The 24969-nt window shown below is 60.0% G+C and carries 24 protein-coding genes and 1 other RNA gene; 21 read left to right on the top strand and 4 right to left on the bottom strand.

The window, feature by feature from the left end; all coding sequences use genetic code 11:
• Positions 1-207: 207 nt before the first annotated feature.
• From petA to BMY54_RS07980, 5 genes are all read left to right on the top strand, one after another.
• On the top strand, positions 208-801 hold the full coding sequence (petA, locus tag BMY54_RS08000; RefSeq protein WP_003228055.1) for a ubiquinol-cytochrome c reductase iron-sulfur subunit: 594 nt from the start codon (positions 208-210) through the stop codon (positions 799-801).
• Positions 801-2012: a cytochrome b gene (locus tag BMY54_RS07995; protein ID WP_093430693.1), complete on the top strand. Its 1212-nt coding sequence runs from the start codon at positions 801-803 to the stop codon at positions 2010-2012. Before petA ends, BMY54_RS07995 begins: the two co-directional genes overlap by 1 nt.
• Complete coding sequence (locus BMY54_RS07990; protein ID WP_093430692.1) at positions 2012-2794, top strand: cytochrome c1; 783 nt, start codon at positions 2012-2014, stop codon at positions 2792-2794. The genes BMY54_RS07995 and BMY54_RS07990 overlap by 1 nt, the downstream gene beginning before the upstream one ends.
• 146 nt (positions 2795-2940) lie before the next feature.
• On the top strand, positions 2941-3558 hold the full coding sequence (locus BMY54_RS07985) for a glutathione S-transferase N-terminal domain-containing protein (protein WP_007917025.1): 618 nt from the start codon (positions 2941-2943) through the stop codon (positions 3556-3558).
• Between the two features lie 16 nt (positions 3559-3574).
• On the top strand, positions 3575-3988 hold the full coding sequence (locus BMY54_RS07980; RefSeq protein WP_007917024.1) for a ClpXP protease specificity-enhancing factor: 414 nt from the start codon (positions 3575-3577) through the stop codon (positions 3986-3988).
• 51 nt (positions 3989-4039) lie between these two features.
• Here the strand turns inward: BMY54_RS07980 and BMY54_RS07975 are convergent, their stop codons facing one another.
• From BMY54_RS07975 to BMY54_RS07960, 4 genes are all read right to left on the bottom strand, one after another.
• Positions 4040-4618, bottom strand: coding sequence for a BON domain-containing protein (locus BMY54_RS07975; RefSeq protein WP_007917023.1), 579 nt, complete (start codon positions 4616-4618; stop codon positions 4040-4042).
• On the bottom strand, positions 4615-5208 hold the full coding sequence (locus tag BMY54_RS07970) for a phosphoheptose isomerase (protein WP_093430691.1): 594 nt from the start codon (positions 5206-5208) through the stop codon (positions 4615-4617). The genes BMY54_RS07975 and BMY54_RS07970 overlap by 4 nt, the downstream gene beginning before the upstream one ends.
• A gap of 104 nt (positions 5209-5312) precedes the next feature.
• The gene (locus tag BMY54_RS07965) at positions 5313-5675 is read right to left on the bottom strand and encodes a YraN family protein (protein ID WP_093430690.1); all 363 of its coding nucleotides are present in this window, start codon (positions 5673-5675) and stop codon (positions 5313-5315) included.
• The gene (locus BMY54_RS07960; RefSeq protein WP_093430689.1) at positions 5675-7486 is read right to left on the bottom strand and encodes a penicillin-binding protein activator; all 1812 of its coding nucleotides are present in this window, start codon (positions 7484-7486) and stop codon (positions 5675-5677) included. Before BMY54_RS07960 ends, BMY54_RS07965 begins: the two co-directional genes overlap by 1 nt.
• Positions 7487-7663: 177 nt before the next feature.
• Here BMY54_RS07960 and rsmI point away from each other — a divergent pair, with 177 nt between their 5' ends.
• From rsmI to ftsA, 16 genes are all read left to right on the top strand, one after another.
• Positions 7664-8569: a 16S rRNA (cytidine(1402)-2'-O)-methyltransferase gene (gene rsmI, locus BMY54_RS07955; protein WP_093430688.1), complete on the top strand. Its 906-nt coding sequence runs from the start codon at positions 7664-7666 to the stop codon at positions 8567-8569.
• 73 nt (positions 8570-8642) lie between these two features.
• An RNA gene (rnpB, locus tag BMY54_RS07950) (RNase P RNA component class A) lies at positions 8643-8996 on the top strand.
• A gap of 402 nt (positions 8997-9398) precedes the next feature.
• Entirely contained in the window at positions 9399-9854 is a 456-nt protein-coding gene (mraZ, locus tag BMY54_RS07945) for a division/cell wall cluster transcriptional repressor MraZ (RefSeq protein ID WP_007917012.1), read from the top strand.
• Positions 9851-10798 (top strand): 16S rRNA (cytosine(1402)-N(4))-methyltransferase RsmH, encoded by a 948-nt coding sequence (gene rsmH, locus BMY54_RS07940; RefSeq protein ID WP_371748248.1) that lies wholly within the window; start codon positions 9851-9853, stop codon positions 10796-10798. The genes mraZ and rsmH overlap by 4 nt, the downstream gene beginning before the upstream one ends.
• A complete protein-coding gene (gene ftsL / locus BMY54_RS07935; protein WP_007917008.1) occupies positions 10795-11088 on the top strand; it encodes a cell division protein FtsL in 294 nt (97 codons plus the stop codon). The genes rsmH and ftsL overlap by 4 nt, the downstream gene beginning before the upstream one ends.
• On the top strand, positions 11088-12827 hold the full coding sequence (locus BMY54_RS07930; protein WP_175559568.1) for a peptidoglycan D,D-transpeptidase FtsI family protein: 1740 nt from the start codon (positions 11088-11090) through the stop codon (positions 12825-12827). The genes ftsL and BMY54_RS07930 overlap by 1 nt, the downstream gene beginning before the upstream one ends.
• On the top strand, positions 12827-14290 hold the full coding sequence (locus BMY54_RS07925; RefSeq protein ID WP_093430687.1) for a UDP-N-acetylmuramoyl-L-alanyl-D-glutamate--2,6-diaminopimelate ligase: 1464 nt from the start codon (positions 12827-12829) through the stop codon (positions 14288-14290). Before BMY54_RS07930 ends, BMY54_RS07925 begins: the two co-directional genes overlap by 1 nt.
• A complete protein-coding gene (murF, locus tag BMY54_RS07920) occupies positions 14283-15650 on the top strand; it encodes a UDP-N-acetylmuramoyl-tripeptide--D-alanyl-D-alanine ligase (protein ID WP_093430686.1) in 1368 nt (455 codons plus the stop codon). The genes BMY54_RS07925 and murF overlap by 8 nt, the downstream gene beginning before the upstream one ends.
• Positions 15650-16732, top strand: a complete 1083-nt coding sequence (gene mraY / locus BMY54_RS07915; RefSeq protein WP_007917000.1) for a phospho-N-acetylmuramoyl-pentapeptide-transferase — start codon at positions 15650-15652, stop codon at positions 16730-16732. Before murF ends, mraY begins: the two co-directional genes overlap by 1 nt.
• Before the next feature lie 5 nt (positions 16733-16737).
• Complete coding sequence (gene murD / locus BMY54_RS07910) at positions 16738-18084, top strand: UDP-N-acetylmuramoyl-L-alanine--D-glutamate ligase (RefSeq protein ID WP_093430685.1); 1347 nt, start codon at positions 16738-16740, stop codon at positions 18082-18084.
• Positions 18081-19298 carry a putative lipid II flippase FtsW gene (ftsW, locus tag BMY54_RS07905; RefSeq protein ID WP_007916996.1) on the top strand — a complete coding sequence of 406 codons (1218 nt, stop codon included), beginning with the start codon at positions 18081-18083 and terminating at the stop codon, positions 19296-19298. The genes murD and ftsW overlap by 4 nt, the downstream gene beginning before the upstream one ends.
• Positions 19288-20358 (top strand): undecaprenyldiphospho-muramoylpentapeptide beta-N-acetylglucosaminyltransferase, encoded by a 1071-nt coding sequence (gene murG / locus BMY54_RS07900; protein ID WP_064392864.1) that lies wholly within the window; start codon positions 19288-19290, stop codon positions 20356-20358. The genes ftsW and murG overlap by 11 nt, the downstream gene beginning before the upstream one ends.
• Positions 20351-21811: a UDP-N-acetylmuramate--L-alanine ligase gene (gene murC / locus BMY54_RS07895; protein WP_016987574.1), complete on the top strand. Its 1461-nt coding sequence runs from the start codon at positions 20351-20353 to the stop codon at positions 21809-21811. Before murG ends, murC begins: the two co-directional genes overlap by 8 nt.
• A complete protein-coding gene (locus tag BMY54_RS07890) occupies positions 21808-22767 on the top strand; it encodes a D-alanine--D-alanine ligase (RefSeq protein WP_093430684.1) in 960 nt (319 codons plus the stop codon). Before murC ends, BMY54_RS07890 begins: the two co-directional genes overlap by 4 nt.
• Before the next feature lie 4 nt (positions 22768-22771).
• Positions 22772-23638, top strand: a complete 867-nt coding sequence (locus tag BMY54_RS07885) for a cell division protein FtsQ/DivIB (RefSeq protein WP_053123632.1) — start codon at positions 22772-22774, stop codon at positions 23636-23638.
• A 15-nt stretch (positions 23639-23653) separates the two neighbouring features.
• On the top strand, positions 23654-24913 hold the full coding sequence (ftsA, locus tag BMY54_RS07880) for a cell division protein FtsA (protein ID WP_007916987.1): 1260 nt from the start codon (positions 23654-23656) through the stop codon (positions 24911-24913).
• Positions 24914-24969: the final 56 nt, after the last annotated feature.

The following is a 24969-nucleotide window of genomic DNA, read 5'->3' as shown; positions in this document are numbered from 1 at the left end:
TGTGATTTATCAAAGAATTGCGCTGCGACAACTTGCCACTTCCGTAGACCCCCTATACTGCAAGGCTTGAGGGTAAGAGCTCCGGGTAATTCCCTTGTCAGAATTGGGGCTTTTCATTACCATTCGGCAAAATTTTTATAAGTAACATTGATTTATTTAGTAGATGCCTGATTTAACAGGCCACAAAAGCTGATGGGAGAGGACTGAATGAGCAATGACGGCGTGAATGCAGGCCGGCGTCGCTTCTTGGTAGCAGCCACATCCGTGGTGGGTGCTGCAGGAGCGGTGGGGGCTGCGGTCCCGTTCGTGGGGTCATGGTTTCCCAGTGCCAAGGCGAAAGCCGCCGGTGCACCGGTGAAAGTGAATGTCAGCAAAATCGAGCCAGGACAGCAGATGATTGCTGAATGGCGCGGCCAGCCGGTGTTCATTGTCCGCCGTACTGCGGAAATCCTGGGGAATCTCAAGAAGATCGAGGGCCAGCTCTCCGATCCAACCTCCAAAAACTCCACGCAACCCACCTATGTCGACCCTGAAGTGCGTTCGATCAAGCCGGAAATTCTGCTGCTGATCGGGATCTGCACGCACCTGGGTTGCTCACCAACTTTCCGTCCCGAAGTGGCACCTGCGGATCTCGGCAAAGACTGGGTCGGTGGCTATTTCTGCCCTTGCCACGGCTCCCACTACGATCTGGCTGGCCGCGTCTACAAGTCGCAACCTGCGCCTTTGAACCTGCCAGTTCCCCCGCATTCCTATGAGACCGATGACCTGATTGTCATCGGCGTCGATACGGAGAAAGCGTGATGAGCAAGTTCATGGATTGGGTTGATGCGCGCTTTCCTGCGACCAAAATGTGGGAAGACCATCTCAGCAAGTATTACGCTCCAAAAAACTTCAACTTCTTCTATTTCTTCGGCTCTCTGGCGCTGCTGGTGCTGGTCAACCAGCTCGTCACCGGCGTCTGGCTGACGATGAGCTACACGCCATCGGCAGAAGAGGCTTTTGCGTCTGTCGAAGGCATCATGCGTGACGTCAATCACGGCTCGATTTTGCGCCTGCTGCACGCTGTCGGCGCTTCGATGTTCTTCATCGTGGTGTATCTGCACATGTTCCGGGGCCTGCTTTACGGCTCGTACCAGAAACCGCGCGAGCTGGTCTGGGTGTTCGGCATGCTGATTTACCTGGCGCTGATGGCCGAGGCATTCATGGGTTATCTGCTGCCGTGGGGCCAGATGTCCTACTGGGGTGCCCAAGTGATCATCTCGCTGTTCGGTGCGATTCCGGTGATCGGTAACGACCTGACCCAGTGGATTCGTGGTGATTACCTGATCTCCGGAATCACTCTGAACCGCTTCTTCGCCTTGCATGTCGTGGCTCTGCCGATCGTGATTCTCGGTCTGGTGGTACTGCACATTCTGGCATTGCACGAAGTCGGTTCGAACAACCCTGACGGCGTCGACATCAAGAAGCACAAAGATGAAAACGGCATCCCGCTGGACGGCATTGCTTTCCACCCGTACTACACCGTGAAAGATATTGTCGGTGTCGTGGTGTTCCTGTTTATCTTCTGCTTTATTGTGTTCTTCTTCCCGGAAATGGGTGGCTATTTCCTCGAAAAACCAAACTTCGAGCCGGCCAACCCGTTCAAGACGCCTGAGCATATCGCGCCGGTCTGGTACTTCACGCCGTTCTACGCGATCCTGCGAGCAATCCCTGACAAGCTCATGGGCGTTATTGCCATGGGCGCTTCAATTGCTTTCCTGTTTGTCCTGCCGTGGCTCGATCGCAGTCCGGTCAAATCCATGCGCTATAAAGGCTGGATGAGCAAAGTCTGGCTCGTCATATTCTGCGTTTGCTTTGTGCTGCTTGGCTGGACTGGCGTGAAAGCTCCGACGCCGTCTCTGACGTTGCTGTCGCAGGTCTGCACCTTCCTGTACTTCGCGTACTTCATCCTGATGCCGTTCTACACCAGGCTCGAGAAGACCAAACCGGTTCCGGAAAGGGTGACTGGCTGATGAAAAAGTTATTTTTTGCTCTGATTTTTGCTGCTCTGCCTGTTCTGTCCTTCGCCGCTGAACACGGTGGTCCGGAGCTGGAAAAGGTCGACATCGACGTTTCCGACAACGCTGCGCTGCAGGATGGCGCACGTACCTTTGCCAACTATTGCATGGGTTGCCACAGTGCCAAGTTCCAGCGTTACGAGCGGGTGGCCGATGATTTGGGCATTCCTCACGAAATGATGCTGGAGAAGCTGGTGTTCACTGGCGCCAAGATTGGCGATCACATGAACATCGGCATGCAGCCGGCAGACGCCAAGACCTGGTTTGGTGCCGCACCACCGGATCTGACCCTGGTCGCTCGCGTACGCGGCACCGACTGGCTCTACGGTTACCTGAAGTCGTTCTACGAAGATCCTGCACGTCCATGGGGCGTGAACAACAAGGTTTTCCCGAACGTCGGCATGCCTAACGTGCTGGTCGGCCTGCAAGGTCGTCAAGTCGTGGGTTGCAAACAGGTGCAGATCGTCGAAGACGGCAAGAAGCAATATGATCCGCTGACCGGTACGCCTCTGACTCATGAAGCGTGCGATCAGCTGACCATCGTGCCGAAAACCGGTGCGCTGAACGAAGAGCAGTTCGATGAGAAGGTCAAGAATCTGGTAACCTTCCTGGCTTACTCGGCTAACCCGGTTAAGCTGCAACATCAGCGCATCGGTACTTATGTCTTGCTGTACCTGGCGTTCTTCTTTGTGTTCGCCTACCTGCTCAAGCGTGAATACTGGAAAGACGTGCACTGATACGCTTCAAGCATTGCTGTTAATCGCGCGCGCCCAAGGGCGCCTCCGATAGCGCAACGTCTGGTTTGCCAGGTGTTGCCGGAGGCGCCCTCTGGGCGCGCGCGTTTTTCCGGTTCCGATAATTTCAACAAGCGAGGAGGATCGCCATGGGCGTGACCAATCGGTTGGCCTGTTACTCCGACCCCGCCGACCACTATTCCCACCGAGTGCGCATCGTGCTTGCAGAGAAGGGTGTCAGCGCCGAGATCATTTATGTGGAAGCTGGTCGCCAGCCGCCTAAACTGATCGAGGTAAACCCTTACGGCAGTCTGCCGACGCTGGTCGATCGTGACCTGGCGTTGTGGGAGTCGACCGTGGTGATGGAATATCTGGATGAGCGTTACCCGCACCCGCCATTGATGCCGGTTTATCCGGTGGCGCGTGCCAACAGCCGTTTGCTGATTCATCGAATTCAGCGCGACTGGTGTGGTCTGGTGGATCTGATTCTGGATCCCAAGTCCAAGGAGGCCGCGCGTGTCGTGGCGCGCAAGGAATTGCGTGAAAGCCTGACGGGCGTGTCGCCGCTGTTTGCCGACAAGCCGTTTTTCCTCAGTGAGGAACAAAGTCTGGTGGATTGCTGCCTATTGCCAATACTCTGGCGTTTGCCGATTCTGGGTATTGAACTGCCGCGGCCAGCCAAGCCGCTGCTTGATTATATGGAGCGCTCGTTTGCGCGTGAGGCTTTCCAGGCGAGTCTGTCTGGTGTCGAACGCGATATGCGCTAAGGCTTAAGGAGCCGCTATGAACTCCAGTCGACCTTATCTGGTCCGCGCGCTCTACGAGTGGATTGTTGATAACGATTGCACCCCGCACATGCTGGTCAATTCCGAGTACCCGGCAGTGCAGGTGCCGCAGGGTTTCGCCAGCGACGGGCAGATTGTCCTGAACATCTCGCCGAGTGCTGTGCGTCATCTGCACATGGACAACGACGTGGTGACCTTCGAGGGTCGCTTCGGTGGCGTTCCGCACAGCTTGTACGTGCCGATCAGCGCGATTCTGGGTATCTACGCCCGGGAGAACGGTCAAGGCATGGTGTTTGATCTCGAGTCGCCGATGGATGACGAAGAAGAGATCGAGTCGGATGACGACTTGCCGCCACCGGACAGCGAGCCGCCGCGACCTAGCGGCCGGCCAAGCCTGAAAGTGGTGAAGTAATAAAAAAGGCGATCCGGATGGATCGCCTTTTTTATTACATAGGGTTGTGCGTCAGTCGATGTATTCGAACAGCTTGACGATCTTCTGCACGCCGGAAACGCCCTGAACCAGATTGGTCGCCTGAGTGGCTTCCTGTTTGGTCAGCAGGCCCAGCAGGTAGACGATGCCGTTCTCGGTCACGACCTTGATGCGCGAACCGGGAATGCTGGCGTCGGTGAGCATCTGGGTTTTGATCTTGGACGTCAGCCAAGTGTCATTCTGGCGAGCCAGGAAACCGGACGGCGGTATGACCTGCAGTTCGTTGTGAACAGTTTTTACCCGTTGCACGGCGGCTGCCGCTTGCTCGGCTTTGGCTTTCAAGTCAGCGCGAGGCGTTTGACCGGCCAGCAAGACAACACCGTTGAAACTGGTGACGACGATGTGCGAGTCGTTGTCCAGTGCCGGGTCGGCCTTGGCCACGTTCACACCGACTTTGGTTTCGATCAACGAGTCATCGATCTTGCTACCGAAGGTGCGCGTGCCACGGTCGTCGTCGATCGGTGCTTCACGGCTGGCGTTCACCACTGAGGTGCAGCCGCTGATGCCGAGGCACAGGGTCAAGGCCAGAAGGCCAAGGCGATTAGGGGTCATTCTTCACTCCCGAACAGTTGGCTGTCGATCAGATCGCAGAGGCAATGGATCGCCAGCAAGTGGACTTCTTGAATACGTGCAGTGACATTGGCCGGTACGCGGATCTCGACGTCTTCGGGCAGCAGCAGTGACGCCATGCCGCCACCATCGCGTCCGGTCATAGCTACGACAATCATTTCGCGATCATGTGCGGCCTGGATCGCTTGAATAATGTTCGCCGAGTTACCGCTGGTCGAAATCGCCAGCAGCACATCGCCCGACTGGCCGAGGGCGCGGATCTGCTTGGAGAACACTTCGTTGTAGCTGTAGTCGTTGGCGATCGAGGTGATCGTCGAGGTATCGGTGGTCAGCGCAATCGCCGGCAGGCTCGGACGCTCGCGCTCGAAGCGGTTGAGCAGCTCCGAGGAAAAATGCTGAGCGTCGCCGGCCGACCCACCGTTGCCGCACGAGAGCATTTTGCCTCCGTTGAGCAGGGTGTTGACCATGATCTGGCTGGCTTGCTCGATGTGCGGTGCAAGTACGTCCATCGCCTGTTGCTTGGTGTCGATACTGGCCTGGAAAAGCTGGCGAATTCGGGATTGCATGTCCATCTGTGTGACCTTAAGTAGCGCGGCTGTCCGGCACATGAATGTGCAGCCCGCAAAGCAAAGAGCAAAATTTGTCGGTGGGATTGTCCGGGTCGCAACGCCGACGATCAACTGTCGAAAGCATTCTGCAACCAGTTCAGCTGACTCGGATGGCTGTCGATGGCCACCACGTCGAAGCGGCAAGGGGAATTGGCCCAACGCGATTCGCGCTGAAGAAAATACTGTGCAGCGAAAATCAGTTTCTGCTGCTTGCGCCCATCGATGCTAGCGAGCGCGCCACCCCATTGAGTGTTTTTTCTGTAGCGAACTTCAACGAATACTACTGTATCGCCATCAAGCATGACCAGATCAAGCTCGCCGCGTTTGCATAACCAGTTCTGCGCCAGCAGGCGCAGACCTTGTTGTTGCAGATGCTCGAGCGCCTGGCGCTCGGCATCCTTGCCGCTTTGCGAGCGTGACCTGTCAGGCATCAGTGCGGGGTGTCCGGCAGGCGCTGCACCTGCCCGCTGACGAACTGCGCCCAAGGCAACTGGCGCACAACGCGTTGGGTCTGAGTCATGCCGAGGCTGCCCGACTCACCGTCGATGCGGCTGTCCGGCAGGGCCTTGAGTTGACCCAGGCGCGGTGCAAGACGATAGGCATCCACACCCATCGCGTACAGGCGGCCGAGGCTACCGGCGGCTTGCGGCCACTGCGCAACCACTTGCTGACGCAGTGGATCGCTGGAGTCCAGCAGCCATGGGGTTTCGCAGAAGCGAATGCCGTTCATGTCGTTGTACTGATTCACGTCGCCGCTGGCGCTGTAAACGTGCGACGTCGCGTACACCGGAACGTCACCTGCGTACTGGAAGTTCAGGGTTGGCTTGATCTGCTGAGCCTGTTGCGGGGTTGCGGCGAGGAAGATGAATTCGATGTCCTGACGGCGCGAAGGCTGCGCGGCGACGTTGGTGCCGGCGGCATTCTGCAGGCTCTTGGCGCGCGCTTCGCTTTGACGCAGCTGGAACATGTCGGCGATCTGCTGGGCCAGTTGCACCGGCTGATCAACGCGCTCGGTCGCTACGATGCTGCCACCATTCGCTTGCCAGTCCTGGCTGAAAGCACGCAGTACGCGATCGCCCCATTCGCCTTTCGGCACCATGATCGCGGCGCGGTGCAGGCCATCGGCACGGGCGCGGCGTGAGACTTCGCGGGCTTCGTCTTCAGCGGCCAGGCCAAACTGGAACAATTGCGCCGGGCCTTGATCGCCTTCGCTGTAGTTCAGCGCAAGGGTGGTGATCGGCAGCTGCGGGCGAGTGCTCAACTGTTTGACCAGTGGTTTTTCCAGCGGGCCAACGACCAGTTGCACGCCGTCAGCCTGAGCCTTGCGGTAGAACTCGTCCATCGAAGTCAGTTTCGAGCTGTCGTAGAACTCGATTGCTGGTGGCTTCTGTCCGGCCTGTTGCGCCTGGTAGTGCGCAGCCATGAAGCCTTCACGTAGTGCCTTGCCAACAGCGGCCAGCGGGCCGTCCTGTGGCAGCAGCAGGGCGATTTTGCTCAGGGGCTGGCTGGCCAGTTCCTTGAGTTTGGTCAGCGGCAACGGCAGGTTGATCGCCGCCGGGTGCTTTGGATTCTGCGCGCGCCAGGTGTCGATCGCCGCTTGCTGCTGTTCCAGGGTGCCAGCGGATTTCACTGCCATGGCCAGGCCCATCCAGCCGCCGAGGTCGTCGGTGCTGTTCGGTTGCAGTTGATCAGTTGGCAGCGAGCCGATCAGGGTCCAGATCGCTTCGTGGTTCTTGCTCGCGGCTTCGCCTTGCAGCATCGGCGCGATGAACACGCGCTCGCGGGCAGCGGCCAGGGTCTGGCCATCGGCCTCAAGGGCGCGGGCATGTACGGTGCCGGTGCGCACTTGCTGCTCTTCAGGCATCTCGCCCAAGTGCTGCAGGCTTGGGTGGCTCAGGGCGGTCAGCGCGGCTTTCGGCTGATTGCGCGTCATCGCCAGTTCAGCGTTCAAGGTGCTGGCGAAAATCTGCTGGCCGGGCTTGAGTTGCTCCATCGGCACTTGTTGCAGGATTTGCGCGGACTGTCCGGCATTGCCCTGACGGTAGGCCAGGTCTGCGGCGCTCAGGCGCAACAGGGCGGCTTTTTCCGGGGTTTTCGCCTGGCTAGCCTGTTCGAGCAGTTGCTCGATGCTGGCATCCGGGGTCCGTGGAAGTTCGCCAAGGCTGGAGGAAGGGGAGCTGACGCAAGCCGCCAACAGGGCAGCGAGGCAGAAGGCAGTGAACAGCCGCAGGCAAGCGATCATGTAAGTGTTCCTGATACTCGATCAAATTAGCGTCGAATTGTACCCAAGCACTGGCCGGGGCGCGATGTTACTGGCGTGAATCGGACGATTTAGCTGAAGTAAATGTTGCAGTGCTGCATAACCACGCACAAAACCGTGGTGGCTCGAAGCGCGTCGCAAGCCTCGTGTCGCGCTACAATGGCCGCTTTTACCGATCACGAGGTGTGCGCTTTGACTGCTCCAGGTTCCCTGAATTCCGCTGCTGGCTCGCTTTATGTGGTGGCGACGCCCATCGGCAACCTGGACGACATCAGCGCCCGGGCCCTGAAGATCCTCCGCGAAGTGGCATTGATCGCTGCCGAAGACACCCGTCACTCGGCGCGCCTGATGCAACACTTCGGGATCGGCACGCCGCTGGCCGCGTGTCACGAACACAATGAACGAGATGAAGGTAGCCGTTTTATTACCCGCTTGCTGGCGGGTGATAACGTCGCGTTGATTTCCGATGCGGGGACGCCGCTGATTTCCGATCCGGGGTATCACTTGGTGCGTCAGGCCCGCGCGGCCGGGATCAATGTCGTGCCAGTGCCGGGTGCCTGTGCGCTTATTGCCGCGCTGTCGGCGGCCGGTCTGCCGTCTGACCGTTTCATCTTCGAAGGTTTTCTGCCGGCCAAATCGGTCGGACGCAAGGCGCGACTGGAAGCGGTTAAAGAAGAGCCGCGTACGTTGATTTTCTACGAGGCCCCGCACCGCATTCTTGAATGTCTGCAGGATATGGAAGCCGTGTTTGGCGGTGAGCGCCAGGCATTGCTCGCCCGCGAGATCACCAAGACCTTCGAAACGCTCAAAGGTCTGCCATTGGCCGAGTTGCGCGCGTTCGTCGAATCCGACAGCAATCAGCAGCGTGGCGAATGCGTAGTGCTGGTGGCGGGCTGGACGGCACCGGAGTCCGAGGATGCGGTCAGCAGCGAGGCGATGCGTATTCTTGATCTGTTGCTCGAAGAGATGCCGCTCAAGCGTGCCGCCGCGTTGGCAGCACAAATCACTGGCGAGCGCAAAAACGTGCTGTATCAGGTCGCGCTGGAGAAACAGAAAGGCGTGTAGGCCGTCACCCATAGCGGTCTTGAGGCTTTTAGCGCTTGTTCTTCGGGCGCTCTGCCGTTAACCTTCGCGGCGGAGAGTCGATCGGACAGTCGCTGCCCTCTATGAAAATTAGGGGGGGGAGGAAAGTCCGGGCTCCATAGGGCGAAGTGCCAGGTAATGCCTGGGAGGCGTGAGCCTACGGAAAGTGCCACAGAAAATAACCGCCTAAGCGCTCAAGCGCCGGTAAGGGTGAAAAGGTGCGGTAAGAGCGCACCGCACGTCTGGCAACAGTTCGTGGCTAGGTAAACCCCACTTGGAGCAAGACCAAATAGGGTCCCAAGGCGTGGCCCGCGCTGGGACCGGGTAGGTTGCTAAAGATGTCCAGTGATGGCCATCGTAGACGAATGACTGTTCAAGACAGAACCCGGCTTACAGATCGACTCTCCACCTTTTTCTTTCCCTGCTTGAATCATTGGCAACAGGGCTGTGTAATATCAGCAGGCCTGCTCTGAAAGTCCGGCAGCGGCAAACGCAGTAATAGCCATTTCCCACCTTGCTTCAATCAACAGCAGAAGCGCTTTTGTAATACCGAAAAAATCTTACTCTTAACAAATTACTTTAACTTTCGAGCGCAGCTTTCAGTTCTGCATCAAGTTATTGGTCAAAAGTATCCGTCAGATTCTCGTTGCACCTCCTTTTATGCTCCTAAATCTCCGTTCTGTAAGGGTTTTCCTTTAATCCGCGCCTTGACGGTGTGGTGGGCGCATTCCTATAGTGTGCGCAAGTGGCGGAAAGTGGCATGAAGTGGGTTTTTTGAGCTCAAAACGATAAAAATTGGAGAAACGCAGACGTGTTTCGCGGAGCTAACGCTATCAGTCTCGATGCAAAGGGCCGTCTCGCCATGCCGAGCCGGTACCGTGACGAGCTCGATTCGCGTAGTTCTGGCCAATTGATCGTGACCATTGATGCCGTTGATCCGTGTTTGTGTGTCTATCCGCTCGACGAGTGGGAAATTATTGAAACCAAGTTGCGCGCGCTTCCTTCGCTTCGCGAAGAGAACCGTCGCCTGCAACGTTTGCTGATTGGTAATGCCGTCGACCTTGAACTCGATGGCAGTGGTCGTTTTCTGGTTCCACCGCGTCTGCGCGAATACGCCAAGCTCGATAAGCGCGCGATGCTGGTAGGCCAACTGAACAAGTTCCAATTGTGGGACGAGGATGCATGGAATGCGGTATCTGCCGCTGACCTTGCTGCTATTCAACAACCGGGCGCGATGCCTGATGAACTGCGTGATTTGATCCTGTGACTATTGATAGCGGCTTTAACCACATCACCGTACTGCTTGACGAAGCCGTCGAGGCTCTCGCCGTACGTCCTGATGGCTGCTATCTGGACGGTACGTTCGGGCGCGGCGGACACAGCCGGTTGATCCTCAGCCAGCTCGGCACGGACGGCCGGCTCATCGGATTCGACAAAGATCCACAAGCGATTGCCACCGGGCAAACGCTAGCGGCCGAAGACGGCCGCTTTGTCGTTGTGCAGCGCAGCTTTGCCGAACTGGGTTCGGTGGTTGCCGAGCAAGGTCTGGCCGGCAAGGTCAGCGGCATTCTGCTTGACCTCGGCGTGTCTTCGCCGCAGCTCGACGACGCTGAGCGCGGCTTCAGTTTCCTCAATGACGGCCCGCTCGACATGCGCATGGACCCGTCCCGTGGCATCAGCGCTGCCGAATTCGTCAACACCGCGCCGGCTGAGGAAATCGCCCGGGTGTTCAAGGAATACGGCGAAGAACGTTTCTCCGGTCGTATGGCCCGCGCCGTCGCCGAGCGTCGCGATATCAAGCCGTTCGAGCGCACTGCCGATCTGGCCGAAGTATTGAAAGTCGCCAACCCGGCATGGGAAAAGGGCAAGAACCCGGCCACCCGTGCATTCCAGGGTTTGCGTATTCACGTCAACAACGAACTGGGTGATCTGGAAGCCGGCCTCGAAGCCGCGCTGGACGCGCTGGAAATCGGCGGCCGTCTGGTCGTGATCAGCTTTCACTCGCTGGAAGACCGTATCGTCAAACTGTTCATGCGCAAACTGGTGAAAGGCGAAGCCGACAACCTGCCGCGCAACCTGCCGGTGCGCCATGTCGCGTTCGAACCGAAAATCAAAGTCCATGGCAAAGCGCAGACGGCCTCCGACGCCGAACTCAAAGCCAACCCACGTTCCCGTAGCGCCGTCATGCGCGTCGCGGAGAAGCTGCGGTGAGCAAGCTTTTCGCCAAGCCACTGCCCGGCGGCAGCTTTCTGATGCTGCTGCTGTTTATCGGCGTGCTCGTCTCGGCCATCGCCGTGTCGTACAGCGCGCACTGGAACCGGCAGTTGCTCAACACCCTTTATAACGAACTCAGCGTGCGCGACAAGGCGCAGGCCGAGTGGGGGCGTCTGATTCTCGAGCAGAGCACCTGGACCGCGCACAGCCGCATCGAAGTGCTGGCCACCGAACAACTGAAAATGCACATTCCGGGCGCGGCTGACGTGAAGATGGTGGCGCCATGATGAAACTCGAAGGCGCACTGTTCCCATGGCGCTTCCGCCTGATGGTGGCGCTGCTCGGCGTGATGGTCGCGGCGATCTGCTGGCGCATCATCGACTTGCAAGTGGTTGACCGTGACTTCCTCAAAGGTCAGGGCGATGCGCGCAGCCTGCGTCATATTCCGATTCCGGCTCACCGTGGTCTGATAACCGACCGTAACGGCGAGCCTTTGGCCGTAAGTACCCCAGTGACCACGCTGTGGGCCAACGCCAAGGAAATGCAAACGGCCAAAGAGAAGTGGCCGGCACTTGCTGCCGCGCTGGGTCAGGATCCGAAAGCCCTGACCGAACGCCTCGAAGCCCAGGCCAACAAAGAATTCATTTATCTGGTGCGCGGGCTGACCCCCGAGCAAGGCCAGGCTGTGCTCGATCTGAAAGTCCCTGGCGTCTACGGCATCGAAGAATTCCGCCGGTTCTACCCGGCCGGTGAAGTCACCGCGCACATGGTCGGTTTTACCGACATCGATGACCACGGTCGTGAAGGTGTCGAGCTGGCTTATGACGAATGGCTCGCCGGGGTGCCGGGCAAACGACAAGTCATCAAGGATCGGCGCGGTCGGCTGATCAAGGATGTTCAGGTCACCAAAAACGCCAAGGCCGGCAAGCCCTTGGCGTTGTCCATTGACCTGCGTCTGCAATATCTGGCCAACCGCGAACTGCGCAACGCGATCATTGAGAACGGCGCCAAGGCCGGCAGCCTGGTGATCATGGACGTCAAGACCGGCGAGATTCTCGCCATGGTCAACCAGCCGACCTACAACCCGAACAACCGTCGCAATCTGCAACCGGCAATGATGCGTAACCGCGCGATGATCGACGTGTTCGAACCGGGTTCGACCATGAAAGCCATCTCGATGGCGGCTGCAATCGAAACCGGCCGCTGGAAACCGAGCGACACCGTCGAGGTGTATCCGGGATCCCTGCAGATCGGCAAATACACGATCAAGGACGTTTCCAAGAGCGAAGGTCCGGTGCTCGACTTGACCGGCATCCTGATCAATTCCAGTAACGTCGGCATGAGTAAGGTCGCGTTCGATATCGGCGGCGAAACGATTTTCCGCCTCGCGCAGAAAGTCGGCCTCGGCCAGGACACCGGCCTTGGCTTCCCGGGCGAACGTGTCGGCAACCTGCCGAACTACCGCGATTGGCGTAAGGCTGAAACCGCGACCCTGTCCTACGGCTACGGTATTTCCGTGACCGCGATTCAGCTTGTGCACGCGTTCTCGGCGCTGGCCAACAACGGTCGTCTCGCGCCGTTGACCCTGATCAAAACCGACAAGCCGCCGCAGACCACGCAAGTGCTGCCGGAAGCCGTGGCGAAAACCTTGCAAGGCATGCTCACCCAGGTGATCGAAGCGCCGCGCGGCGTGTTCCGTGCGCAGGTGCCGGCGTATCACGTGGCGGGTAAGTCGGGTACTGCGCGTAAGACCTCGGTGGGTACCAAGGGCTACGCGGAAAACTCTTATCGCTCGCTGTTTGCCGGTTTCGGCCCGATGAGCGATCCGCGTTACGCCATCGTTGTCGTGATCGATGAGCCAAGCAAGGCCGGTTACTTCGGTGGTCTGGTTTCCGCGCCGGTGTTCAGCCGTGTGATGTCCGGCACCCTGCGTCTGATGAACGTAACGCCGGACAACTTGCCGACCACACAGCAGGCCAACGCCACCCCGGTCATACCGCTGAAAGCCAATGGAGGGCGCGGCTGATGTCATTAAGTCTGAACAAGATATTCCCCCACGCCGGCCACGATCTGTTGATCCGTGAATTGGCGCTGGACAGCCGCAACGTACGCGCGGGCGATTTGTTCCTCGCCGTGCCCGGCGGCAAATTCGATGGCCGTGCACACATTGCCGATGCTCTGGCGCGCGGCGCTGCCGCTGTGGCCTATGAAGTGGAAGGCGCCACCGTGCTGCCGATCACTGACGTGCCGCTGATTCCGGTCAAAGGCCTGGCCGCGCAACTGTCGGACATCGCCGGGCGTTTTTACGGTGAGCCAAGTCATCACCTGAACCTGATTGGCGTGACCGGTACCAACGGCAAGACCAGCGTGACTCAATTGGTTGCGCAGGCGCTGGATCTGCTCGGCCAGCATTGCGGCATCGTCGGGACCTTGGGTTCCGGCTTCTATGGCGCACTGCAAAGCGGTCTGCACACCACGCCGAATCCGATCGCCGTGCAAGCGACCCTGGGCGACCTGAAAAAGGCCGGCGCCAAAGCCGTGGCCATGGAAGTGTCGTCCCACGGTCTGGATCAGGGCCGCGTGACGGCGCTGGCGTTCGACGTGGCGGTGATGACCAACCTGTCCCGCGATCATCTGGATTATCACGGCACCATGGAGGCGTACGCCGAGGCCAAGGCCAAGCTGTTCGCCTGGAATGATCTGAAGTGCCGCGTGGTCAACCTCGACGACGATTTCGGCCGGCAGTTGGCCGCGGAAAAACGTGAATCGCGCTTGATCACCTACAGCCTGCTCGACAGCAGCGCTTACCTGTTCTGCCGCGAAGCACAGTTCGACGACCACGGCGTGCGCGCCACGCTGGTTACGCCGCAGGGCGAACATCATCTGCGCAGCACCTTGCTCGGTCGTTTCAACCTGAGCAACGTACTGGCAGCCGTCGGTGCCTTGCTCGGTCTGGATTACGCGCTCGACGAAATTCTCAAAGTACTGCCGAAACTCGAAGGCCCGGCCGGGCGCATGCAGCGTCTTGGTGGTGGCACTCAGCCGTTGGTGGTGGTCGATTACGCGCACACCCCAGACGCGCTGGAAAAAGTCCTGACCGCGCTGCGCCCGCACGTTAAAGGTCAGCTGCTGTGCCTGTTCGGCTGCGGCGGCGACCGTGATCGCGGCAAGCGTCCGTTGATGGCCGAAGTGGTCGAGCGTCTGGCCGATCAGGTGCTGGTCACCGACGACAATCCGCGCACCGAAGATCCAGCAGTGATTTTCGACGACATCCGCGCCGGCTTCACGGCTGTGGATAAAGTCACCTTCGTCGCCGGCCGGGGCCAGGCGATTGCGCAACTGATTGCCGGCGCCTCGGCTGATGACGTGATTGTTCTGGCCGGTAAAGGTCACGAGGACTACCAGGAAATCAACGGCGAGCGCCATGCCTTCTCCGATCTGGTCGAGGCTGATCACGCCCTGACCGCGTGGGAGGTGGCCCATGCTTAAGGCCCTGAAACTCAGCGCACTGACCAACGCGCTCGACGCACGTTTGATCGCCGCCGATGCCAGTTTCGACGGCGTCAGCATCGACAGCCGTGCGATCCAGCCGGGTCAACTGTTTATAGCGTTGACCGGCCCGCGTTTCGACGGTCATGACTACTTGAACGATGTCGCCGCCAAAGGCGCCGTCGCTGCGCTGGTCGAACGTGAAGTTGCCGACAGCACGCTGCCGCAACTGCTGGTCAAGGACACCCGACAGGCCCTCGGCCAGTTGGGCGCGCTGAACCGTGCCGCGTTCACTCAGCCAGTTGCTGCGATCACCGGCTCCAGCGGCAAGACCACCGTCAAGGAAATGCTCGCGAGCATCCTGCGCACGCGCGGTCCGGTGCTGGCGACCCGTGGCAATCTGAACAACGATCTCGGCGCGCCGCTGACCCTGCTCGAACTGGCCCCGGAGCACACTTCGGCGGTGATCGAACTGGGTGCCTCGCGTCTCGGCGAAATCGCTTACACCGTCGGCTTGACCAAGCCGCACGTGGCGATCCTGAACAATGCCGGTACCGCGCACGTCGGTGAGTTTGGCGGTCCGGAAAAAATCGTCGAAGCCAAAGGCGAAATCATCGACGGCCTCGCGGCTGATGGCATCGCCGTGCTCAATCTCGATGACAAGGCCTTCGGTATCTGGAAGACCCGTGCCGGCGCTCGCAAAGTATTTAGCTTCTCTCAGCTGAATGCTGAGGCAGATTTCTACGCAAGCTTCATCGTCCCTGACGCACGTGGGTGCCCTGCGTTCGAACTGCATACCCCGCAAGGTGTTGAACGGGTCCAGTTGAACTTGCTTGGCGGCCACAACGTCACTAACGCCGTTGCCGCCGCCGCTGCCGCTCACGCCCTGGGTGTGTCGCTGTTCGGCATCGCCACCGGGCTTGGCGCCGTGCAACCGGTCAAGGGTCGCACTGTCGCGCAACTGGCAAAAAACGGTATGCGCGTGATTGATGACACTTACAACGCAAACCCCACCTCGATGTGCGCGGCCGTTGATATACTCGCCGGCTTTTCCGGCCGCACCGTCCTGGTGCTCGGAGATATCGGCGAGTTGGGCGATTGGGCGGAGCAGGGGCACCGCGACGTGGGCGAGTACGCCCGGGGCAAGGTTTCCGCGCTTTATGCCGTTGGGCCAAACATGGTTCACGCCGTAAACGCTTTCGGTGAACAGGCGTATCACTTCGGCAGCCAAGCCGAACTGATTCAGGCCCTCGACGCCGAGCAGGACACAAACACCACCATTTTGATCAAGGGTTCGCGCAGTGCGGCGATGGAAAACATCGTTGCGGCTCTGTGCGGGTCCAGTCTGGAGAAACATTAATGCTGCTGCTGCTAGCGGAGTATCTGCAACAGTTCTACAAAGGCTTCGCGGTCTTTCAGTACCTGACCCTGCGCGGGATTCTCGGTGTACTGACCGCGCTGGTTTTGTCGCTGTGCTATGGCCCGTGGATGATCCGCACCCTGCAGAACCGTCAGATCGGTCAATCCGTGCGTAACGACGGCCCGCAATCGCACCTGTCCAAGTCGGGTACACCGACCATGGGCGGCGCACTGATTCTGTCTTCGATTGGTGTCAGCACACTGCTCTGGGCTGACCTGAGCAACCGTTACGTCTGGACTGTTTTGCTGGTGACTCTGCTGTTCGGCGCCATCGGTTGGGTCGACGATTACCGCAAGGTCATCGAGAAGAACTCGCGTGGCTTGCCGAGCCGCTGGAAGTATTTCTGGCAATCGGTATTCGGCCTCGGCGCGGCGATCTTCCTTTATATGACCGCGTCCACCCCGGTGGAAACCACGCTGATCCTGCCGATGCTCAAGGACTACAGCATTCCGCTGGGCCTCGGTTTCATCGTGCTGACTTATTTCGTGATCGTTGGCTCGAGCAACGCGGTCAACCTGACTGACGGCCTCGACGGCCTGGCGATCATGCCGACCGTGATGGTCGGTGGTGGCCTCGGCATCTTCTGCTACCTGTCGGGTAACGTGAAATTCGCTGAATACCTGTTGATCCCTTACGTGCCGGGCGCGGGTGAACTGATCGTGTTCTGCGGTGCGCTGATCGGTGCCGGCCTTGGCTTCCTCTGGTTCAACACCTATCCGGCGCAAGTGTTCATGGGCGACGTCGGTGCCCTGGCACTCGGTGCGGCACTGGGCACCATCGCGGTGATCGTCCGTCAGGAAATCGTCCTGTTCATCATGGGCGGTGTGTTCGTGATGGAAACCCTGTCAGTCGTCATTCAGGTTGCGTCCTTTAAGCTGACCGGTCGCCGTGTGTTCCGCATGGCACCGATACACCACCATTTTGAACTCAAGGGCTGGCCCGAGCCGCGCGTGATCGTCCGTTTCTGGATCATCACCGTGATTCTCGTGCTGATCGGCCTTGCCACCCTGAAGCTGAGGTAGAACGAGTGTCTCTGATCGCTTCTGACCACTTCCGCATCGTTGTCGGCCTCGGCAAGAGCGGCATGTCCCTGGTTCGCTTCCTGGCGAACCGGGGCACGTCGTTTGCCGTGGCGGACACGCGGGAAAATCCACCGGAACTGGCCACGCTCAAGCGTGACTATCCGCACGTGGAAGTGCGTTGTGGCGAGCTGGACGTCGAATTCCTCTGCCGTGCCGACGAGCTCTACGTGAGCCCCGGCCTGGCGCTGGCGACCCCGGCCCTGCAAGCCGCTGCGGCCCGTGGCGTGAAACTGTCCGGCGACATCGAGCTGTTCGCGCGTAACGCGCAGGCGCCGATCGTGGCCATCAGCGGTTCCAACGCGAAAAGCACCGTCACCACCCTGGTCGGCGAAATGGCGGCTGCGGCCGGCAAACGTGTCGCTGTCGGCGGCAACCTCGGCACCCCGGCGCTGGATCTGCTCAGCGACGACGTCGAGCTGTACGTGATGGAACTGTCGAGCTTCCAGCTGGAAACCACCGACCAGCTCAACGCCGAAGTGGCCACCGTGCTGAATATCAGCGAAGACCACATGGATCGCTATAGCGGCCTGCCGGCTTACCACCTGGCCAAGCACCGGATCTTCCGTGGCGCCAAGCAGTTCGTGGTCAACCGTCAGGATGCACTGAGTCGTCCGCTGATGGGCGAGGGTCAACCATGCTGGACCTTCGGATTGACCAAACCGGATTTCAAGGCATTCGGTATCCGCGAAGAAGACGGCGAGAAGTATCTGGCCTTCGAATTCCAGAACCTGATGCCGGTGCGTGAGCTGAAAATTCGCGGCGCACACAACCAGTCCAACGCCCTCGCGGCGCTGGCGCTGGGGCATGCCGTGGGCTTGCCGTTCGACGCCATGCTCTCGGCGCTGCGTACATTTGCCGGCCTCGAGCATCGCTGCCAGTGGGTCCGCGATCTCGACGGCGTGGCGTATTACAACGACTCCAAAGCGACCAACGTTGGTGCCGCACTGGCCGCCATCGAAGGCTTGGGCGCCGACATCGAAGGCAAGGTCGTCCTTATCGCCGGTGGCGATGGCAAGGGTGCCGAATTCAACGATCTGCGTGATCCGGTCGCGGCCAACTGCCGCGCCGTGATCCTGATGGGCCGCGACTCCGACAAGATCGGCGCAGCCATCGGTGATGCCGTGCCACTGATTCGCGCGACCTCGCTGGTCGATGCCGTTGCGCAATGCCGCGCCGCTGCCCAACCGGGTGATGTGGTGCTGCTGTCGCCGGCCTGCGCCAGTTTCGACATGTTCAAGAATTATGAAGACCGTGGTCACCAGTTCGTCCGCGCTGTGGAGGAATTGGCATGAGCCTGCGCAATATCATCAAACCGTATCCGTCGCCGATCATCACCGGGCGCGGTATCGACCTCGATTTCCCGATGCTCGCCGGTTGCCTGGCGCTGCTCGGCCTCGGTTTGATAATGATCGCCTCGGCGTCCACCGAAGTGGCGGCCGCACAGTCCGGCAGCCCACTGTATTACATGATTCGCCACCTTATTTATGTGGTGCTGGGCCTGGGCGCGTGCATCGTCACCATGATGATTCCGATCGCCACCTGGCAACGTCTCGGCTGGTTGATGCTGATTGGTGCGTTCGGTTTGCTGGTGATGGTGATCATTCCCGGCATCGGTCGCGAAGTGAACGGTTCGATGCGCTGGATCGGTTTCAGCTTCTTCAACGTGCAGCCGTCGGAAATCGCCAAAGTATTCGTGGTGATCTACCTCGCCGGTTATCTGGTGCGGCGTCAGAAAGAAGTACGCGAAAGCTGGATGGGCTTCTTCAAGCCGTTCATCGTGCTGCTGCCGATGGCCGGCCTGTTGCTGATGGAGCCGGACTTCGGTGCCACCGTAGTAATGATGGGCGCTGCGGCGGCCATGCTGTTCCTCGGCGGGGTCGGGCTGTTCCGCTTCTCGCTGATGGTGGTGTTGGCGGTCGGAGCGGTGGTCTTGCTGATTCAAATGCAGCCGTACCGAATGGCGCGTCTGACCAACTTCGCTGACCCGTGGGCCGACCAGTTCGGCGCCGGCTATCAGTTGTCGCAAGCCTTGATCGCGTTCGGTCGTGGCGAATGGCTCGGCGTCGGTCTGGGTAACAGCGTGCAGAAGCAGTTCTACCTGCCGGAAGCGCACACCGACTTCGTGTTCTCGGTTCTGGCTGAAGAATTGGGCGCCGTCGGTTCGCTGTGCACCGTCGCCCTGTTCGTGTTCGTGTGTATTCGTGGCATGTACATCGGTCTGTGGGCGGAAAAAGCCAAACAGTTCTTCGCCGCTTACGTGGCGTACGGCCTGTCGTTCCTGTGGATTGGTCAGTTCCTGATCAACATCGGCGTGAACGTCGGCCTGCTGCCAACCAAAGGTCTGACCTTGCCGTTCCTCAGTTATGGCGGCAGCTCGTTGGTGATCTGCTGTGCCTGCCTTGGCTTGCTGCTGCGGATCGAGTGGGAGAGTCGAACCCATTTGGGCAGCGAAGAGATGGAATTCCATGAGAGCGACTTCGCCGAGGAGCCGAATCATGGGCGCTAATGTATTGATCATGGCCGGCGGCACCGGCGGCCACGTGTTCCCGGCGCTGGCCTGTGCCCGCGAGTTTCAGGCGCGCGGCTACACCGTGCACTGGCTCGGCACACCACGCGGGATCGAGAATGAACTGGTCCCGGCCGCAGGGCTGGAACTGCACCGCATCAACGCCACCGGCCTGCGCGGCAAGGGCAAGCTGTCGCTGCTCAAGGCGCCGTTCATGCTGCTCAAGTCGGTATGGCAGGCGCGGGCAATCATTCGTCGCTTGAAGCCAGTGTGTGTGGTCGGCTTCGGTGGTTATGTGACTGGCCCCGGTGGTCTTGCCGCGAAACTGGCCGGTGTGCCGGTGATCGTTCACGAGCAGAACGCAGTGGCCGGCACCGCCAATCGGTTGCTGGTGCCGTTCGCCGCCCGGGTGTGTGAAGCGTTCCCCGACACCTTTACTCTGTCGGACACCCGCCGTACCACCGGAAACCCGGTGCGCAGCGAGCTGTTCCTCGACACATCGCGACCTGCTCTGGCCGGTCGCAAAGCGCGTTTGCTGATCCTCGGCGGAAGCCTGGGCGCAGAACCGTTGAACAAATTGCTGCCTGAAGCCCTGGCCCAAGTCGCTGCCGATCTGCGCCCGGAAGTGTTTCATCAGGCCGGCAAAAACCACGATGAAGTGACTGCAGAGCGCTACCGCGCCGCCGGCGTGGATGCGCAGGTGCAGCCGTTCATCAAAGACATGGCCCAGGCCTATGGCTGGGCTGACCTGGTGGTGTGCCGCGCAGGCGCGTTGACCATCAGTGAGCTGGCTGCCGCCGGTCTGCCCTCGATGCTGGTGCCTTTGCCCCACGCGATCGACGATCACCAGACTCGCAACGCCGATTATTTGGCCCGCGAAGGCGCTGCCTTCCTGATGCCACAAAGAACGACTGGTGCCGCGGACCTTGCCGCGCGCCTGACAGAGGTCTTGATGCAACCGCAACGACTCGAAGATATGGCCCAAGCGGCCCGCCGTCTGGCGAAACCCGATGCCACCCGTAGCGTGGTCGATACCTGTCTGGAGGTGGCTCATGGTTGAGAATCAGAAAGCCATGCCGCAACCGGAAATGCGCCGCATCCGTCGCATCCACTTCGTCGGCATCGGCGGCGTGGGCATGTGCGGTATCGCCGAAGTGTTGTTGAACCTGGGCTATGAAGTCTCCGGTTCCGACCTGAAAGCGTCGCCGGTGACCGAGCGTCTGGAATCGTTCGGCGCGCACATCTTCATTGGCCACCGTGCCGAGAACGCCGCTGCCGCCGACGTGCTGGTGGTGTCGAGCGCTGTGAACACCTCTAACCCGGAAGTAGCGAACGCGCTTGAGCGTCGTATTCCGGTGGTGCCGCGTGCCGAGATGCTCGCTGAGCTGATGCGCTATCGCCACGGCATCGCCGTTGCCGGTACGCACGGCAAAACCACCACCACCAGCCTGATCGCTTCGGTGTTCGCCGCCGGTGGTCTGGACCCGACGTTCGTCATCGGTGGCCGTCTGAATGCTGCGGGCACCAATGCCCAGCTCGGCACCAGCCGTTACCTGATCGCCGAAGCCGACGAAAGCGATGCGAGCTTCTTGCACCTGCAACCGCTGGTGGCCGTGGTTACCAACATCGACGCCGACCACATGGCGACCTACGACGGTGACTTCAACAAACTGAAGAAAACCTTCGTCGAGTTCCTGCACAACCTGCCGTTCTACGGTTTGGCAGTGATGTGCCTGGACGATCCGGTGGTGCGTGAAATCCTGCCGCTGGTGAAACGTCCGACCGTGACCTACGGCTTCAGCGAAGACGCTGACGTGCGCGCGATCAATATTCGCCAGCAAGGCATGCAGACGTTCTTCACCGTGCTGCGTCCGGATCGCGAGCCGCTGGACGTGTCGGTGAACATGCCCGGCAACCACAACGTACTCAATTCGCTGGCGACCATTTGCATCGCCACTGACGAAGGCGTCAGCGATGAAGCCATCGTCCAGGGCCTGTCGGGCTTCCAGGGCGTTGGTCGGCGCTTCCAGGTTTACGGCGAACTGCCGGTGGACGGCGGCAACGTGATGTTGGTCGATGACTACGGTCACCACCCGACCGAAGTCGCCGCAGTGATCAAAGCCGTGCGCGGTGGCTGGCCGGAGCGCCGTCTGGTGATGGTTTACCAGCCGCACCGTTATAGCCGCACCCGTGACCTGTACGACGACTTCGTCAATGTACTGGCCGACGCCAACGTCCTGCTGCTGATGGAAGTCTATCCGGCCGGCGAAGAGCCGATCCCGGGTGCCGACAGCCGCAAGCTGTGCAACAGCATCCGCCAGCGCGGTCAGCTCGACCCGATCTACATCGAGCGTGGCGTCGATCTGGCGCCGCTGGTCAAGCCGCTGCTGCGTGCCGGCGACATCCTGCTGTGCCAGGGGGCCGGTGATATCGGTGGTCTCGCGCCGAAGCTGTTGAAAAGTGAATTGTTCGCTGGCGCCGTGGCGGCGTCGGTCGAGGGGAAGTTGAAATGACTGCTGCCTACGCCAAGCTGTTTTCCACTATCGCGCCGAAAGACTTCGGCCGTGTCGCCGTGCTCTTCGGTGGCCTGAGTGCCGAGCGTGAGGTGTCGCTGAAATCCGGTAACGCCGTACTCGACGCGCTGCAAAGCGCTGGCGTGGACGCGTTCGGCATCGACGTTGGCGAAGACATTCTGCAACGGCTGCTCAGCGAAAAGATCGACCGCGCGTTCATCATTCTTCACGGCCGTGGCGGTGAAGACGGCTCCATGCAGGGCCTGCTTGAAGTAGCGGGCATTCCGTACACCGGCAGCGGCATCCTGGCCTCGGCACTGGCGATGGACAAACTGCGCACCAAGCAGGTCTGGCACAGCCTCGGGATTCCGACGCCGCGTCACGCCGTGTTGTGCAGCGAAGCCGATTGTATTTCGGCAGCGACGGAACTGGGCTTCCCTTTGATCGTCAAACCGGCGCATGAAGGTTCAAGTATCGGGATGGCCAAAGTGAGTTCTGCGTCCGAGTTGATCGACGCATGGAAAGCGGCCAGTACCTACGATTCGCAAGTCTTGGTTGAGCAATGGATTCAAGGTCCGGAGTTCACCATCGCCACCCTGCGTGACCAGGTGTTGCCTCCTATCGCCCTGGGTACACCGCACACGTTCTACGACTACGACGCCAAGTACATCGCCAACGATACCCAGTACCGCATTCCGTGCGGGCTGGATGCCGCCAAGGAACAGGAACTCATGGATCTCACGGCCAAGGCCTGTGAGGCGCTGGGTATTGCCGGTTGGGGCAGGGCGGACGTGATGCAGGACGCCGACGGGCAGTTCTGGTTCCTGGAAGTGAACACCGCACCGGGTATGACCGATCACAGTCTGGTGCCGATGGCCGCGCGTGCGGCCGGTCTGGATTTCCAGCAACTGGTTCTGGCCATTCTGGCCGCCAGTGTTGAAGACGCTCGAGGTTAAGACGATGCAAGGCGCTCAGCTCCGACATCAGCCTCCCGCACCCGGCCGCAAGCCGGTGCCACGGGGTGCCAGCCGAATGGTGGCGAAAGAGCCGATGTCCGCGCGCCTGCCGAAAGCCAATTTCGGCTTTCTGAAAAGTCTGTTCTGGCCAGTGCTGCTGGTGGTGCTGGGCTTTGGTACTTACGAAGGTGCAACGCGTTTGCTGCCGTACGCCGACCGGCCGATCACCAAGATCGCCGTGCAAGGCGACCTGAGCTACATCAGCCAGCAAGCGGTGCAGCAGCGGATCGCCCCGTACGTGGCGTCGAGCTTCTTCACCATCGACCTGGCCGGTATGCGTACCGAGCTTGAGCAGATGCCGTGGATCGCCCACGCCGAAGTACGTCGGGTGTGGCCGGACCAGGTGGTGATCCGCCTCGAAGAGCAACTGCCGGTGGCGCGTTGGGGTGATGAGTCGTTGCTGAACAACCAGGGCCAGGCGTTTACGCCCAAGGAACTGGCGAACTACGAACATCTGCCACAGCTGTTCGGTCCACAACGGGCCCAGCAGCAAGTGATGCAGCAGTATCAGGTGCTGAGCCAGATGCTGCGGCCGTTGGGCTTCTCGATTGCACGCCTGGAACTGCGTGAACGCGGGAGTTGGTTTCTGACCACCGGTGCCGGCAGTTCCGGCCCCGGCATCGAGTTGCTGCTGGGACGCGGCAACCTGGTGGAAAAGATGCGCCGCTTTATCGCCATCTATGACAAGACGCTTAAAGACCAGATTACGAACATTGCGCGCATCGATCTGCGCTACGCCAACGGCCTCGCTGTTGGCTGGCGGGAACCTGTAGCGCCGACGACAGCCCAACCCGCTGTCGCGAAGAATTAAGAAGAGGCAGGACCCATGGCAAACGTGCAAAGCGGCAAAATGATCGTCGGTCTCGATATCGGCACCTCCAAGGTGGTGGCGCTGGTCGGCGAGGTTTCCGACGACGGCTCGCTGGAAATCGTCGGGATCGGTACCCATCCGTCCCGTGGCCTGAAGAAGGGCGTGGTGGTCAACATCGAGTCCACCGTGCAATCGATCCAGCGCGCGATCGAAGAAGCCCAACTGATGGCGGGCTGCCGCATTCACTCGGCGTTCGTCGGTGTGGCGGGCAATCACATCCGCAGCCTGAACTCCCACGGCATCGTCGCGATCCGCGATCGTGAAGTCAGCTCGGCCGACCTTGAGCGCGTGCTTGACGCCGCTCAGGCCGTGGCGATTCCGGCTGACCAGCGCGTGCTGCACACCCTGCCGCAGGATTACGTGATCGATAACCAGGAAGGCGTTCGTGAGCCTCTGGGCATGTCCGGCGTACGTCTGGAAGCCAAGGTTCACGTAGTCACCTGCGCCGTCAACGCCGCACAGAACATTGAAAAATGCGTGCGTCGCTGCGGTCTGGAAATCGACGACATCATTCTCGAGCAACTGGCCTCGGCCTACTCGGTACTGACCGACGACGAGAAAGAACTGGGCGTGTGCCTGGTCGACATCGGCGGCGGTACCACCGACATCGCGATCTTTACCGAAGGCGCGATTCGCCACACGGCGGTGATCCCGATTGCCGGTGATCAGGTGACCAACGACATCGCCATGGCGTTGCGCACCCCGACCCAGTACGCCGAAGAAATCAAGATCCGCTACGCCTGCGCCCTGGCCAAACTGGCCGGTGCCGGTGAAACCATCAAGGTGCCGAGCGTTGGCGACCGTCCACCGCGCGAACTGTCGCGTCAGGCCCTGGCCGAAGTGGTCGAGCCGCGTTACGACGAACTGTTCACGCTGATTCAGGCCGAGCTGCGTCGCAGCGGCTACGAAGACCTGATCCCGGCCGGCATCGTGCTGACCGGTGGCACTTCGAAAATGGAAGGCGCCACTGAACTGGCCGAAGAAATCTTCCACATGCCGGTCCGCCTCGGCGTGCCGCATGGCGTGAAGGGTCTGGATGACGTGGTGCGCAACCCGATTTATTCCACTGGCGTTGGTTTGTTGATGTACGGCCTGCAAAAGCAGTCCGACGGGGTTTCGTTCTCCGGCATCGGCAGCCGCGACAGCTACAGCAACGAAGAGCCACAGGCGCCGTTGCTGGACCGATTGAAGAAGTGGGTTCAAGGCAACTTCTAAAGCTTTACCGCAACACCGCAACAAACAGCAGTAGGCGAAAAAACTAGAGAATGTAA

It is taken from the genome of Pseudomonas sp. ok266, assembly GCF_900110195.1.
Taxonomy (GTDB): domain Bacteria; phylum Pseudomonadota; class Gammaproteobacteria; order Pseudomonadales; family Pseudomonadaceae; genus Aquipseudomonas; species Aquipseudomonas neuropathica.
This window is presented reverse-complemented; position numbering and strand designations above follow the sequence as displayed.